General features: G+C 70.7%; 11 protein-coding genes. 5 read left to right on the plus strand and 6 right to left on the minus strand.

What is annotated here, in order from left to right; genetic code table 11:
- Positions 1–34: 34 nt before the first annotated feature.
- The gene (locus tag WME79_RS16785) at positions 35–1549 is read left to right on the plus strand and encodes an MATE family efflux transporter (protein ID WP_437536597.1); all 1515 of its coding nucleotides are present in this window, start codon (positions 35–37) and stop codon (positions 1547–1549) included.
- Between the two features lie 10 nt (positions 1550–1559).
- Here WME79_RS16785 and WME79_RS16790 read toward each other — a convergent pair whose 3' ends face one another.
- The 5 genes from WME79_RS16790 to WME79_RS16810 form a co-directional block, all read right to left on the minus strand.
- On the minus strand, positions 1560–3629 hold the full coding sequence (locus tag WME79_RS16790; RefSeq protein ID WP_437536600.1) for a bifunctional aldolase/short-chain dehydrogenase: 2070 nt from the start codon (positions 3627–3629) through the stop codon (positions 1560–1562).
- A gap of 46 nt (positions 3630–3675) precedes the next feature.
- Entirely contained in the window at positions 3676–4992 is a 1317-nt protein-coding gene (gene ahcY, locus WME79_RS16795; RefSeq protein ID WP_437536603.1) for an adenosylhomocysteinase, read from the minus strand.
- Entirely contained in the window at positions 4982–6094 is a 1113-nt protein-coding gene (locus tag WME79_RS16800) for an ArsR/SmtB family transcription factor (RefSeq protein ID WP_437536606.1), read from the minus strand. The genes ahcY and WME79_RS16800 overlap by 11 nt, the downstream gene beginning before the upstream one ends.
- Before the next feature lie 264 nt (positions 6095–6358).
- A complete protein-coding gene (locus tag WME79_RS16805) occupies positions 6359–7654 on the minus strand; it encodes a M16 family metallopeptidase (RefSeq protein WP_437536609.1) in 1296 nt (431 codons plus the stop codon).
- Positions 7651–9480, minus strand: coding sequence for a peptidylprolyl isomerase (locus WME79_RS16810; protein WP_437536612.1), 1830 nt, complete (start codon positions 9478–9480; stop codon positions 7651–7653). Before WME79_RS16810 ends, WME79_RS16805 begins: the two co-directional genes overlap by 4 nt.
- 129 nt (positions 9481–9609) lie before the next feature.
- Here WME79_RS16810 and WME79_RS16815 point away from each other — a divergent pair, with 129 nt between their 5' ends.
- The 4 genes from WME79_RS16815 to WME79_RS16830 all read left to right on the plus strand — a co-directional run bounded on the left by WME79_RS16815 (position 9610) and on the right by WME79_RS16830 (position 13280).
- Positions 9610–10119: a hypothetical protein gene (locus WME79_RS16815; protein ID WP_437536615.1), complete on the plus strand. Its 510-nt coding sequence runs from the start codon at positions 9610–9612 to the stop codon at positions 10117–10119.
- A 123-nt stretch (positions 10120–10242) separates the two neighbouring features.
- The gene (locus tag WME79_RS16820) at positions 10243–10626 is read left to right on the plus strand and encodes a PilZ domain-containing protein (protein WP_437536617.1); all 384 of its coding nucleotides are present in this window, start codon (positions 10243–10245) and stop codon (positions 10624–10626) included.
- A 127-nt stretch (positions 10627–10753) separates the two neighbouring features.
- Positions 10754–11179 carry a hypothetical protein gene (locus tag WME79_RS16825; protein ID WP_437536619.1) on the plus strand — a complete coding sequence of 142 codons (426 nt, stop codon included), beginning with the start codon at positions 10754–10756 and terminating at the stop codon, positions 11177–11179.
- Between the two features lie 10 nt (positions 11180–11189).
- A complete protein-coding gene (locus WME79_RS16830; RefSeq protein WP_437536622.1) occupies positions 11190–13280 on the plus strand; it encodes an ATP-dependent DNA helicase in 2091 nt (696 codons plus the stop codon).
- 82 nt (positions 13281–13362) lie between these two features.
- On the opposite strand, the gene WME79_RS16835 is transcribed toward WME79_RS16830, so the two are convergent.
- On the minus strand, positions 13363–15015 hold the full coding sequence (locus tag WME79_RS16835) for a hypothetical protein (protein ID WP_437536625.1): 1653 nt from the start codon (positions 15013–15015) through the stop codon (positions 13363–13365).
- Positions 15016–15047 lie beyond the last annotated feature (32 nt).

The raw sequence follows: 15047 nt of genomic DNA on the forward strand, positions 1-15047 counted from the left end.
ATAGGCTGCGGCGTTGTATACCGCGCAGCCTGCGATGGCTCAGATCGCCCTGTCCGCGCCGGGTTCGAACGCCGTTACTTCGGGCCCACCCCATCGCGCCATCCTGCGGCTCGCGCTGCCGACCGTGGCGGCGATGCTCACCCAGAGCATCGTCAACGAGGTCGACATCGTCTTCTTCGCGCACCTGCCGTGCCCCGAGTCCTCGAACGCGCACGCGGCGCTCTTGCCGTCGCTGATCGTCCTGTGGCTGTTCGGCGGCTCGCTCAGCGCCATCTCGGTCGGCACGCAGGCGTTCACGGCGCGCCGCTTCGCCGAGAATCGCCCCGGGGACGCTGGCGCGGTCCTCGCGAACGCCCTGTTCTTCGCGATCGTCGCCGGCGTCGTGTTCTCCGCGATCGGGTACCTGACGATGCCGTACATCCTGTCCGTCATCATCAAGGTGCCGGACGCGCGGCAGGCGGCGCTCGATTACCTCGGCTGGCGCCTGCTCGGCGTGACGTCGATGGCGGCGACGTTCGCGCTGAAGGCGTTCTTCGACGGGATCGGCAAGACGCACATCCACCTGGTCTCGGCCCTCGCGATGAACGGGCTGAACATCGTGCTCTGCCTCCTGCTGATCTTCGGCAACGCCTCGCTCGGCATCCCGAAGTACGGCATCGCCGGCGCGGGCATGGCCGGCTTCATCTCGACCTACGTCGGCCTCGCGATCATGCTCGCGTACGCGCTCCTGCCGGAGTACCGGCGCCGCTACCGCCCGTTCGCCACGAGCAAGCTCTCGGCCCCGCTCGTCTGGTCCATCCTCAGGCTGTCGATCCCGAGCGCCATCGCGACCGTCGCGATCATGACGGGCTTTGCCCTCTTCTACGCGATCGCCAGCAAGCTCGACCAGGTCGCGCCCGCGGGCGTGATCTCCCCGCTCTGTCCCGGCGGCCGCGCGGAGCCGGTCTACGGCGCCGCGACGACGGTGATCGTCGGGATCCTGAAGCTCACATTCACCGCCTGCCTCGCCTTCGGCACGTCGACGGCGACGCTGGTCGCGCAGTCGCTCGGCGAGAAGGACGGCGACAAGGCCGCGCGCTTCGGCTGGACCAGCGTCCGGCTGGGGCTCGCGATCTTCGGGGTCGTCGGCCTGCTCGAGGCGATCTTCGCGCCGCAGATCCTCGCGTTCGCCAGCAGCAGCGAGCTCGTCCAGGCCGCGGCGCTCCGGCCGCTCCAGGTCATGGGCATCTGCACGCCGCTCGTCGCGGTCGGCATGATCCTGACGCAGGCGCTCTTCGGCGCGGGCAACACGCTGTTCGTCATGGTCGTGGAGCTCATCCTGCACTTCACCTGCCTCGTCCCGCTCGCGTGGCTGCTCGGCATCACGCTCGGCTTCGGCTTGATGGGCATCTGGGGCGCCGGCGTCGCCTACGTGGTCCTCCTCGCCGCGACCATGGTGTGGAAGTTCCGCTCGGGGGACTGGAAGAAGATCCGCCTCGACGCCCAGAAGCCCCCCGACGAGGCCGTGCTCGGCGAGGGCGGCGGCGGGGCGAGCGCGCAGGGGCTCTGAGCCGACCAGCTCAGCGGGGGAAGGCGGCGGCGTTCCCGCCGTCGACGGTCACGACGCAGCCCGTCGTGGCCTCGGCGGTCGCGAGGTAAAGGAACGACTGCGCCACGTCCGCCGCGGTGGTCTCGCGCCGGAGCAGGTTGTCGCGGAAGTAGTCGTCGACCGAGACGTTGCGGGCGCGGGCGCGCGCCTCCAGCAAGCCTGCGCCGAAGAGCGCGGTGCGGATCCGGTCGGCGTTCACGGCGTTGGCCCGGATGCCCTGGGGTCCGAGGTCCACGGCGTACTGGCGCATGAGCGAGACGAGCGCCGCCTTGGCGACGCCGTAGGGGCCGAAATCGGGCCCCTGGTTGAACGCGCTCTTCGACGCGTTGAACAGGATCGCGCCGCCTGCGCCCTGCGCGAGCAGCACCCGCGCCGCCGCGCGGGCGACGTTCTGGTGGCCGAGCAGGTTCAGCTCGAGCGACGCGCACAGGGCCTCGTGCCCCTCGGACGTGTGGAGAGATCCCGAGAACGCGCGGCCGGCGTTCGAGACGACGATGTCGACGCCGCCGAAGTGCGCCGCGCTCTGCGCGAACGCGCGGTGCACGCTCGCCTCGCTGCGCACGTCGCAGGCGACCTTCATGCAGCGGCCGCGGTGGCGGCCCCCGAGCTCGGCGGCGGCCTTCTCGAGCGACTCCTCGTCGCGATCGGCCAGCACCACGTGCGCCCCCGCGGCGAGGAACGCCGCCGCGGTCGCGTGGCCGATCCCCGAGGCGGCGCCCGTGATCAGCGCGATCCGCCGATCGAGCGGGCCCCGCTGGCCTGCGCCGAGCTTCAGCTTCGCTTGCTCGAGGCTCCAGTACTCCATGTCGAAGAGATCGAGCTCCGGGACCGGCTGGTACCCGCCGAGCGCCTCGGCGGCCTCGATCACGGACACGGTATGAGCGTAGACGTCCGCGACGATCTCCGCCTCGGCGCGGGAGCCGCCCACGCACAGCGCGCCCGCCCCAGGGAACAGCAGCACCCGCGGGAACGGATCGAGCTCGTCGCGCACGACGCCCCGCGCCGCGCAGGAGCGGCGGAAGTACTCGTGGTACTCGTCCACGTACCTCGCGATGGCCTGCTCGACAGTCGCCCGGAAGCGCGCCGTGTCGGTGACGTCGTGGCAGTCGATGACGAGCGGCCGCGCCTTGGTGCGGATGACGTGATCCGGCGTGGCGCAGCCGATCTGCGAGACCCTGGCCAGATCGTCGCGCGCGCAGAACGCGAGCAGCTCCAGGCCGGTGCGGAGCGTGCAGACCCAGGGGCGCCCCGACGCGCGGGCGAGCGCTCCGCGGACGACCGGCCCGATGGCGGCCCGGAGGTCTGGGTCCGCCGCGACCGTCGGGTGCGAGACGATCGCGCTGCGCTCGACGATGTAGCGCTCGGCGCGCGTCACGGCGTCGATCATGCGCGTGTAGCTCTCCTCGGCGGTGTCTCCCCACGTGAAGACGCCGTGTTTGTCGAGGATCATCAGCGACGGGAGCGCCCCTTGCGCGAGGCGCTCCCGGACGAGCTCCGCGACGCGGCGGGCGAGCGCGAAGCCTGGCATGACGTACGGCACGAAGAGCGCGCCGTCCCCGTAGATGGCCCGGACGACCTCGGCCGAGCCGGGCTGATCGATGACCGAGAGCACCGCGTCCGCGTGCGTGTGATCGACGAACTTCGCGGGGATGATCGCGTGCAGCAGCGCCTCGACCGACGGCGTCGGGCTCGCCGGATCCAGCATCTGGCCGCGCAGCAGCGCGACCATCTGCTCGTCGGTCATCGCCTCGAGCGCGCACGCGCGCTGGAGCGGCGCGAGGCGGCACGCCGGGAAGCCGCGCGGCTCGATGGTCGCGAGGTCCCACCCGCTGCCCTTGATGAAGAGCACGTCGACGCGATCGCCGAGCAGGTCGACGGCCGTGCTCTTGACGCTCGTGTTCCCGCCGCCGTGGAGGACGAGCGACGGATCGGCGCCGAGCAGGCGGGAGGTGTAGACGCGGAGGGCGAGATCCTCGCCCCAGGTGGAGGCGTAGGTGTCGAGGGTGCGCTGGGCTTCGTCCTTGCTGTGGCGAGGATCCATCGATCGGCCGCGTACCCCAGCGGCGGAGGCGCCGAAAGGCCGCCGCTCAGTAGCGGTAGTTCTCGGCCTTGAAGGGGCCCTCGGTGGGGACGCCCAGGTATTTCGCCTGCTCCGCCGTGAGCTGGGTCAGCTCGACCCCGAGCTTCGGCAGGTGCAGCGCGGCGACCTTCTCGTCGAGCTTCTTCGGCAGCAGGTGGACGCCGATCGTGTGCTTCTCGGTCCACAGGGCGATCTGCGCGAGGACCTGGTTGGAGAACGAGGTCGACATCACGAACGACGGGTGGCCGGTGGCGCAACCGAGGTTCACGAGCCTGCCGCGCGCGAGGACGATCAGCCGCTTGCCGTCCGGGAAGATGAAGTGATCGACCTGCGGCTTGATGTTCTCTTCCTTGATCTCGGGGTTCTTCTCGAGCCACGCGATCTGGATCTCCGAGTCGAAGTGCCCGATGTTGCAGAGGATCGCCTCGTCCTTCATCGCGATCATGTGCTCCGCCCGGACGACGTCGGCGCAACCGGTCGCCGTGACGAAGATGTCGCCGACCGGGGCGACGGTCTCGAGGCGCTTCACCTCGTAGCCCTCCATCGCCGCCTGCAGCGCGCAGATCGGGTCGATCTCGGTGATGATCACGCGCGCCCCCAGGCCGCGCAGCGACTGCGCGCATCCCTTGCCGACGTCGCCGTAGCCGCACACGACGGCGACCTTGCCGGCGAACATCACGTCGGTGGCCCGCTTGATCCCGTCGCCCAGCGACTCGCGGCAACCGTAGAGGTTGTCGAACTTGCTCTTGGTCACCGAGTCGTTGACGTTGATCGCGGGCACCTTGAGCTTGCCCGCGCGGTGCATCTCGTAGAGCCGGTGCACGCCGGTCGTCGTCTCCTCGGAGAGCCCGCGGATCGGGTCAGCGCCGGCGAACAGCTCCGGGTGCTTCTCGTGGGCGACGATCGTGAGATCACCGCCGTCGTCGAGGATCATGTTGGGCCCCTTGCCGCCCTTGAAGGCGTAGAGCTGCTGCTCGATGCACCAGTCGTACTCCTCGAGGGTCTCGCCCTTCCACGCGAAGACCGGGACGCCGGCCGCCGCGATCGCCGCCGCCGCGTGGTCCTGCGTCGAGTAGATGTTGCAACTCGTCCACGTGACCTCGGCGCCGAGGGCCACCAGCGTCTCGATCAGCACCGCGGTCTGGATCGTCATGTGGAGGCAGCCGGCGATGCGCGCGCCCTTGAGCGGCTGCGTCGGGCCGTACTCCGCCCTGAGCGCCATCAGCCCGGGCATCTCCTTCTCGGCGATGCGGATCTCCTTGCGACCCCAGTCCGCGAGCGTGATGTCGGCGACCTTGTAGGAGAGCTTCTTCTCAGCAGTCATGGTGTCCCTTTGCCTTTTCGGTGAATGCGCTTGTGCGCGCGCCGCGCCAGCCGACGAGCAGCTGCCAAACCAGGTGTCGATCCGGGCCTTCGCCCTGCCATGCGGACGGCAGCCGCCGGAGCTCGATGCCGGAGAGCCCGGCCTCCTCGGCGAGACCCCGGAGGTCGCCCGGCGAGAAGCCGAGCCAGATGTCCGCCTCCTGCTCCCGGAGGGCCTGATCGTGGTGCGCCTCGTAATCGAGCACGCACACCGCGCCCCCGCGGGCGTTCGCGCCGTCGCCGCGGCCGGGCGCGGCCGGGCGCGCGAGCTCGACGAGCGCGCGCATCGCCTTTGCCGGCTGCGGCGCGTGGTGCAGCACGCGCGCCGCAAAGACGACGTCGGCGCCCTCGGAGAGGGCCTCGCCGGCCTCCGGAGGATCACCGCCGAGCGCGCGCGCCACGGCCCGGATCACCTCGGGCCCGTCGATCTCGCCGCACACCAGCTCGACGTTCTCGAGGCTGCGCCGCCGCAGGCGCTCCCCGGCGAGCTGCAGCTGCGCGCTCGCGCGATCGAGCGCGACGACGCGATCGAAGACGGGCGACAACACCTCGAGCAGCGCCCCGTCGCCGGTGCCCGCGTCGACCGCCAGCCGCCGATGGGGCAGGAGCGGCGCGAGCGCCGCCAGGTACGCGGCGAGCTCGGACGGCGGCCCCGGGCGCAACGGCCGCCCGCCGCGCGCGAAGAACTCGCGGGTCTCGGCGTCGCGCGCGGCCAGCACCTCCTCGATGCGCGCGAGCGTCCCGTCCGCCGCGCACGCGCGCTGGCCCGCGCGCACCGCGTCGTCGACAACGGGATCGCTCGTGGCGCGCGGGTCCAGGCGGAGCAGCGTCCACGTCCCCTGGCGCCGGGCGAGCAGGATCCCGGCCTCGCGGAGCGCGGCCGCGTGGCGCGAGATCTTCGGCTGGCCCTCGCGGAGCAGCTCGGCCAGCTCTCCGACGGCGAGCTCCTCCGCCGCGGCCAGGCCAAGGAGCCGCACCCGCACCGGATCCGCCAGCAGCCGGTACAGCTCGCACCGCGCGACCGCCTCCTCCGGTTGAGCCGGCGTCTCTGTGACCGAGACCATGGCTCACTAATATGTGTTGATGCGCATAGATGCAAATAGATTGTTCAGGGCTCCGAACGCGTGCGTCTTCCCGCGAAAGCCCGGCTGACATGTGTGCCAGGGCACCCTGGCTCACGCGCCGGGGCAGGTTCCCTCGCAGCGAGCAGCCGTGGCCAGCCAGGAGCACTGGGGCGCCCTTCAGAGGCCGCCTCCTTACCGGGGCTCCTTCTGGTGCCTCTGCGATCGTCGCTGTCGTGGTGCGCTGCGGCTCTTGCTCGCGCTGGGTCAACCGAACGAGCGGACTGCCTTCTCCAGCTTCGCCTCTTCCGAGGAGCGGAGCAGGCCCACGGCCACCACGGTGAGGCGCTCCGGCCGGAAGAGCATGCGCGCGGCGTCTCGCACATCGGCGACGCTGACGCGGGCGAGCTCCTCGTGCCGCGCCTCCGGGGTGCGCGTGATGTCGGCGAGCGCGGCGAGCCCATGGAAGCCGGCGGTCGCCTCGGCGTCATCGAGCATCGCTTCCACCGACCAGAGGTGGCGGTCCCGCGCCTTGGCGAGCTCGTCCTCGCGCGGGCCGACCTCGGCGAGCTCGCGGAGCAACGCGAAGATCTCCCGGACCACCACGGTCGCGCGGTCGTGCTGGACGCCCGCGGCGATGTCGACGACCCCGTCGTCCTCGTAGGCCTCGAACATCCCCGACACGTCGTAGCAGAGGCCCAGCCGATCGCAGATCCGCTCGTACAGCCGCGTCGACATGCCGTCGTCGAGGACGCGGAGCAGCATCTCCACGGCGGGCTCGCGCGGATCGCGCTCGCTCACGCCCCGGAACGCGATCCGCAGATCGGTCTGGCTCGACTGGTTCTCGATGAAGCGGAACCTCGGCTTCTTTTGCCCGTTGGGCGGCGGCGCGGCGGGCACCTGCTCGCCGCGCGGCATGGCGCCGAAGTGCCGCTCGGCCACCCGCGCGCACGCCTCGGGATCGAGCCGCCCCGCCAGGCAGAGCACCGCGTTCGCCGTCGTGTAGTGCCGGGCGTGGTGAGCGCGCAGCATCGGCTCGTCGAAGCGGTCGAGCGCCTCGATGTCGCCCGTGATGGTGAACCCGAGCGGGTGTCGCTCGTACATGAGCGCGCGCGCGTTGTTGTCCGCGTCGATGTCGCGCCCCTCGTCGTCGAGGTCCTCGAGGATCTCCTCGCGCACGATGCCGCGCTCGACCTCGATCGCGGTGAAGCGGGGCGACGTGGTCACCTCGCCGAGCAGGGCGAGCACCGGCTCGAGGTTCGCCGGCGGCACGGAGATGCTCATCACGCCGTGGTCGACGTGGGTCGCCGCGTAGAGCGTCCCTCCGAGGCGCTCGAAGGCGAGCGCCTGCGCGTGCGCGGACGGCAGCGTCGGCGTCCCCCGGAACACCATGTGCTCCAGGAAGTGAGAGATCCCGTTGTTCTGCTGGCTCTCGAACCGGGAGCCGATGCGCAGGTAGAGCGAGGCGACCGCCCGGTGGACGTGCGGTTGCGGGACCAGGACGACCTTGAGGCCGTTCGAGAGGACGACGTCGTGCGCGTCACGCAGCGGGAGCGACGTCATTCCCCCTCGTCTTCGAGCGGCAGCGGCGGCTCGCCGGAGCCATCCTCGGCTGGCTTGGACTCCTTGAGGAGGTTCTGGTCGTACTTCACCTCGCTGCCGATCGTCGACTTCAGCCGGCGAATATACCCGATGAGCGCGTCGTTCTGCTTCGCGGCGCGCATGGCCGACGTGTAGAACTCGCGATCCTTGTCCCACTGCTCCTGGCTCGCAGAGGTCTTCTCCTTGAGCTGGATCACCGCATAACCGTTTGCCAGCGCCACGACGTCCTTGGGCAGGTCGCCCGGCTTGTCGAGCTGGAAGGCGATGCGCGCGGCCTCGGTGCTGTCTCTCGCGTCCGCGATGGGCGAGCCGGAGACGTTGAACGGCAGACTCGTCTCGACGGTGGGCCGGTTCGGGTGCGTCGCGATCGTGTAGGGAACTCGCGCCTCCCCGGCCTCGGCCTGGCCACCCTCCTTCGCGCCCGCGTCCTTGTTGCCGTCCTGCTTCCCTGCAGCGGCCCCGCCGCCCGCCTTTGCGCCCGGCGCGGCGGCACCCTCCTTCGCGCTCGCCTTCTCCTTCGAGTTCGCCGGCGTGAGCTGGGCCATGTACGCGGCGAGCGCGTCCTCCAGCGACTTGCCGCCCGCGGCGGCGGCGAGCACCTGCTTCGCGGCCTCGGCCGCGAGCCGCTCCGACTCGTGGGCGATGTAGAGGTCGCGCGCCGTCTCCTGCCGGCCGATCTTCTCGGCCTCGGCGTCCTTCGCGATCTGCTCGAGCTTGATCACGTGGAAGCCGTCCTCGGTCTCGATGAGGTCCGACACATCGCCCGCCTTCATCTCGAAGAGCTTGTCCTCGACAGGCTTGCTCAGGCGGCCCTTGGCCACGCACCCGAGCTCGCCGCCGCGCGCCGCGCTCGGAGCGTCGCTCGCGCTGCGGGCCACGTCGGCGAAGCTCTCGCCCTTCTTGAGGCGCTGGACCGCGCCCTCGATCCGCGCCTTCGCGGCGGCTTTGCCCGCCTCCGGCCCCTGCTCGGCCTCCTCGGGCTTCACCTCGACCATGAGCTCTCGGGCGACGCGACACTCGGGCTGATACTGCGCCTTCCGTCCCTCCCAGGCCTTGTCGAGCTCTTCTTTGTTGTTGTCGGCCCAGGCCTGGATCGCCTTCTCCGACGTGTCCACGATGAGGTCGCTGTAGAAGCGCCGATCGAAGCGCACGTAGGCGAGCGTCCTGGTGGATTTCTCGCGCGAGAACTGCTCGAACGCCTCGTTCTCGCCGACCCGGACCCGCGCCCGGATGAGCTCGCGCATCCGGGCGGCGATGAGCTCCTTCCGCTGGTATTCGCGGAAGTCCGTGGGGCTCATCTTCGTGAGGTTCCGGATTTGCTTCTCGTACTGCTTGTTATCGAATTTCTTCGTTTGCCGGTTGCGGACGTCCAGGTAGCGAATGAGGTCTTCCCGGAGGCTTAGGGCGTAACCGACCTGGCGGATCTTGTCTGCCGGGAGCGAGACATGCACCCTGCCAGCCACGAGCTCGTTCGTGAGCTCGTCGTCCGAGACGGTGATCCCGAGGCGCTTCGCATCCTCGTTGAGGAGCCACCGCTCGTAGAGCCCCTCCGCCGTGAGCCGCCGGTAGCCCATCGCCCGGAGGCGGTTTTCGTCGGCGCTCCGCATCGCGAGCAGGTTCTTGGACGCGTTGAAGTCGATCGAGGAGATGCAGCTGCCTCGGACCTCGACCGCACAGGTGCTCCCGGCCGACTGCACGGGGCCCGTGCTCGGGCGGAACTGGACGATGAAGACGACGGCGATCGCGATGATGATGGCGGCGCCGAAGATTTGGCTCAGTCTGTTCACGAAGGGCTCGCTCCCGGGGCGTGCGCCGCTCGCTCTTCGAGCGGCCTCCCGCCTTGGCCTGGCGCGGCATAGCACGGCGTCGACGGCGTGTCTTTACGGCGGTCGGGAGCGGAGCTAGGGGCACATGCCATGGCAAGCTCGAAGTCACACCTCCCCGATTGCGGCCTCTACCTGACGACAAAGCCGCTCCCCGGACAGGAGGACAAGGTGCCTGCTGGCACCATCGTTTCCTTCCACAACCACTCGGACAACGGTCTGCCGACGGTCACGACGCCCGACCACAACGTTCACAACCGCTGGCACTTCCACGGTCCTGCCGTCGCGTTCCGGGGCACGACGTGGGCGGACTCCCTGCAGCGCCTCCCCTCCGAAGGGTTCTACACGCTTCGCAAGGAGCTCGCGTTCGACGGCGGCAACTGGCCGAAGGGCACGCTAGTGCAGCTCGGTTACACGCAGGCGGGCATGCCTATCCTGTTCATCGCTCGTGTGCGTTCGCGGCTTCAGGAGAACGACCTCTTCTTCTCCGACAAGGGCGTAGGCATCAAGCGCGAGCAGCTGTCCCTGCTCGAGCCCGTCTCCGTCTTCGAGGAGCCGAGCGACGGCTCCGGCCACCAGCCCGACCACGCCGACGCGCACTGAGCGGCCGCTGGAGCGGGGCGCATCCTCGTGCACCGCGCAGGACGCGGCTCCCGTCCATGCTGAATATCGACCGGGGCTCACAATTCTGTCCCCGGGTACGGCGTGTGCTTGTAATTTTCTTTCGTGATTCGACGCAGAACCCTCACACCCCCGTCCCTCCAGATTCCTCCTGAGCTCCTGGCCAACCGTCGCAGGAGCCCCCGCCGTGAGCTGAGCGAACGGGTACGCCTGGAGACCGGCGAGCGCGCCGTCGCCGGCTGGACGCTGAACGTGAGCGTCGGCGGGCTCAGGGTAGTGATAGAAAATTCACTCGACCCCGGTACGGAACTAACGGTCTGGCTCGACGGCAGAAGCCCACGCCCAGGTAGGATAATGTGGGTCCAGGATGAGCCCGATGGATCGATCGTTGGCGTGTGTTTCCTGGATGGCCTGGAGGATCGGGAGGGCATCCACGGTCTGGGGGGCCTGGAAGGCGGCCCCTCGAGGTCGCCGCGATCGAGCTCCTGAGCACACACGAGCGCGCCGGCGCGCCAGAGCGCCACACCTGGTCGGCGCTGTCGGCTTGACGAGGCACCCGCAATTTTGCGATGGATGTTCCTGCTGACAGCTGGGGGTAGCCGGAAACCAGCGGAAGATGCCGACACCCGCGGAGATAAAGAAGGCCCTGCTCCAGGCCGGATTCGAGGTCTACCGCACCCGGGGCGACGCCGTGCAGGTCGCGGAGCGGGTGCGGGAGAACCTCCTCATGGACTCGGGGATCGTCGTGGGCGCGGAGCCGCTGCGGGTCGGGTTCGTCGTGCGCGCCCAGCGCAACGACTTCCCGGGTGCAGCGGACGAGCAGCTCTTCGAGCGGGCGCGCGGGATGGCCGAGCCTGCCGTGGCGCATGGCTACACCGAGGCCGAGGCCGCCCTCCGCCACGTCCGCGACCCCGGGGACCCCGAGCGGACGCTCGATACGTGGTGCGAGGTCCACTTCGAGAAGCGCGTGGCGTCGCTCGATCTCGCCGTCAGCGAGGTGGGGTTCGCCCTCTCGCTAGAGAAGACCGCCCTGCCGCGCTGAGCGGTACGCGATGCCCTTCGATCGAGCCGCGAGCCTGCTCGGGCCCTCTGGCCCGTTCGCGCGCGGCCTGGACGGGTACGAGGACCGACAGGGGCAGGTGGCGATGGCGAGCGCCGTCGAGCGGGCGCTCGCGGAGGATCGCATCCTCCTTTGCGAGGCGGGCACCGGGACGGGCAAGACGCTCGCCTACCTGGTGCCCGCGATCCTGAGCGGTCGCAAGGTCGTCGTCTCGACCGCGACGAAGGCGCTCGAGGACCAGATCTACACGAAGGACCTGCCGCTCGTGGCCGAGCACCTCCGGCTGGATCCGCGCGCGGCGCTGGTGAAAGGGCTCGGCAACTACCTGTGTCTGCGGCGCTTCAGCGAGCTCCGGACGAGCCCTGGCGCGGGCGCCGGGATCGCGGGGCGCTCGCTGCCGCTGATCGAGGCGTGGGCGCAGGAGACCGAGATGGGCGACGTCGCGGAGCTCGCCCACCTCGCCGAGGGGGATCCGCTCTGGCGAGAGGTCGCGTCGTCCAGCGAGACGCGCCTCGGCGCCTCGTGCGAGTACTTCGAGCGGTGCTTCGTCACGCGGATGAAGCGCGACAGCGAGGCGGCGCGCCTCCTCGTCGTCAACCACCACCTCTTCTTCGCGGATCTCGCGCTGAAGATCGCCGGAGCGCGCCGCGGCTTCGCCGGCGCCGGCGCGCTCCCGCCGTACGATGCGGTCATCTTCGACGAGGCGCACCAGCTCGAGGACATCGCGACGGGCTTCTTCGGCACCCGCGTCTCTCGCGCGCGGGTCGACTCGATGCTGCGCGACGCGGACCGGGCCTTCATCGCGTCGGGCCTCGCCGATCGCATCCTCGGGCGGGGCGAGGGGACGGCGATCACGGCCGTGGTGCGCGAGTCCGCGGACGCGCTCTTCGATCGGCTCGCCTCGCTGGGCGGCGCCGCCGGCAGCGGGGATCGCGGCGAAGCCCGGAGCCCGCTCGCCAGGGACGCCTGGTCCGGCGAGCTGCTCGACGCGTACCACCGCCTCGACGACCACCTCGAGGCGCTCGCGGCGTACGCGAGCGCGAACGCGATCAGCGAGGCGGTGCAGCTCGTCGGCAACCGCGCCGCGCAGCTGCGGGACGACGCGGCGCGGATCGTCGATCCCGCGACGAACCAGGTCACGTGGATCGAGGTGCGCGGCCGCGCCGTCTCGTTCGGCGCGTCGCCGGTCGATCTCGGGGACATGCTGCGCGAGCACGTCTTCGAGCGGATCGGCGCCGTGGTGCTGACGAGCGCCACGCTGACGACGGGCGGCTCCGCCGGGGCGGGGTTCCGCTTCCTCCGCTCGCGGATGGGCCTCGACGAGGACGTGTCGGTCCCTGTCGACGAGCTCGAGGTCCCTTCGCCCTTCGACTACCCGACCGCCGCGCTGCTCTACACGCCGCGCGACCTCCCCGAGGCGACCGACGCGGCGTTCGTCGAGCGCGCCGCCGATCGCGCGGCCGAGCTCATCGGCATCACGGGCGGCGGCGCGTTCCTCCTCTGCACGTCGATCCGCGCCATGAACGCGCTCGCCGCGGCCCTCCGCGTCCGGCTCGGGCGCGCCGCGGCGGCGGCCCGGGCGGACGGGAGCGCTCCGGGGCGGCAGGCTCCGCTGCTCGTGCAGGGGGACGCGCCGAAGGGCGCGCTGCTCCGCCGCTTCCGCGCAGAGCGGCACGCGGTGCTCGTCGCGACGATGAGCTTCTGGGAAGGGGTGGACGTCCCCGGCGAGGCGCTGCGCCTCGTGATCATCGAGAAGCTCCCGTTCGCGGTGCCGACCGATCCCGTCGTCGCGGCCCGGTGCACGGCGATCGAGCAGGACGGCGGTAACCCGTTCATCGCCTACAGCGTGCCGCAGGCCGCGATCACCTTGAAGCAGGGCTTCGGCCGGCTGATCCGCGCGCGCACCGATCGCGGCATCGTCGCGATCCTGGACCGCAGGATCCGCACGCGCGGCTACGGCCGCGTGCTGCTCGACAGCTTGCCCGACGCACGCCGGACCGACCGCATCGAGGACGTGCGCGCGTTCTGGGCGGCCCGCGCGGCCGACGCGGAAGCTGAGCGAGGAGCGCCGGCGCGGACGTGAGGCGCGGAGCGAAGGGGCCGCGAGGTGAAGCGTGAGATGAGGCGCGCGCTCCGGTGACGCGCGCGCTGCGTCGGAGCGATCGTCAGGGATACGACGTCTTCCCGTAGATGCACCAGGCGCCGCCCTTCCGGAGGGCGATGGCCTGGCGGAGCCTGTAGTCCGCCTTGAACCTGGGGTCTTCGTACGAGGCGCGGGAGGAGGGCACCGTCGGGTTCTTGCAGTCGATCCCGGAGGAGATGAGCAAGAAGTAACGCGGATTCTTTGCGAAGATCGCGTCGGTGTAGCCGGCCCCGACCTTGTGCGTGTACCCGCCCGGCAGGCGGGAAACCTCGGGGCTGAGCAGCCCGAGCAGGTCCACGACCGGGAAGCCGGTGCGGTAACCGACGTAGCCGATGTCGGCGAGCGCGATGGGGCCAGGCTCCGCGTTCTGGACGAGCCACTCCGCGGAGCGCCCTGCGGCGTCGTCCCAGAAGCCCTTGTCGTTGACGAGGAGGTTCCGCTGGGCCCGCACGAGCTCGCCGGCGCGGGTCGCGATCGTGATCGCGCCGAACACCGCGATCGCGAGCGACGCCACGCGCTCGCGGCGCGCAGCGATCGCGCGGACCGCGTCGTCGGCGAGCAGGAACGCGAACGGCTCCGCGGGCGCGAGGAACCGGAAGTAAGGCATCCAGTCGCCGCCCACCGCGACGACGTACACGCCGAAGAGCAGCGCGATCGACGCGATCGCGAGGCCGCTCCGGCGCCGGTGGACGATGGATGAGGCGACCGAGAGGAGCCCGAGCCACAGGAAGGCGCCGGCGTGCTGCGTGTACTTGCGGACGTAGTCGCCCCCGCCCTGGATCTGCTGCGCGAAGTCGCCCGTCTTCGCGGCGAGCGTGTTCGGGAGCCAGGCGCCGTAGTAGCTGTGCCGCCACACGAGGTGCGCGGCGACCGGGAGCGCGAACGCGACCAGGCGCAGCACGCTCCGGCGCGAGAGCGCCTGCTCCGAGTGCCAGACGACGAGCAGCCCGAGGAACAGCGGCGCCTCCGGGCGGGTGAGCGCGGCGAGCGCGAACACCGCGCCGGACAAGGGGAACCAGGGAAACCAGGGGAAGACAGGCGCGGGTCGAGCGCCGCTGTCGTTGCTGGCGGCGTCCTCTTCGCGGAAGAAGAGCTCGGTCCCCGCGAGCGTGAGCAGGAGGAACAGCGGCGTCTCCAGCCCGAACACCGCGTAGCCGGAGAAGATGACGCTCATCGCGAGCAGCCACGTCGCGAGGCAGGGCACGTTCGAGAACGGACGCAGCCGCCGGGAGAGGAGGTAGGTCGGGACGAGCGCACCTGCGGCGCACGCGGCGCCGAGCACCTTCGACGCCACCGCCGGCGCCGCACCGAGCTTCACGGCTGCGGCGAGGAGCACCGTCCAGAGGAAGTTCGTGTAGCCCTCGACGCGCTCGCCCACGTTGTAAACGAGCCCATTTCCGTTCGCGAGGTTCTCCGCGTACCGGAACGAGATGTACGCGTCGTCGATCGTGAAGCTCGCGACGCGGAGCGCAGCCGCGATCGTGATCACCATCGGCGCGAGCAGCCCGAGCGTGAGCTCCAGCGAGGCGGGGAGGGGAGCACCAGCGAGCCAGGTTCGAAGATCGCGCGCCGGCGAGGAGTGGCGCTCGGCTCCTGACGGCTCGTCGCCTTCGAGGGACTCGTCGTGTCCCACCTCCTCGCTCCTCTCCACTGCGGTCACAGGCTCGTCGCTCATCGGGCGCCGACCATACCGCGATTGTCACAGCC

It is taken from the genome of Sorangium sp. So ce726, assembly GCF_051521405.1.
GTDB lineage: Bacteria > Myxococcota_A > Polyangia > Polyangiales > Polyangiaceae > Sorangium.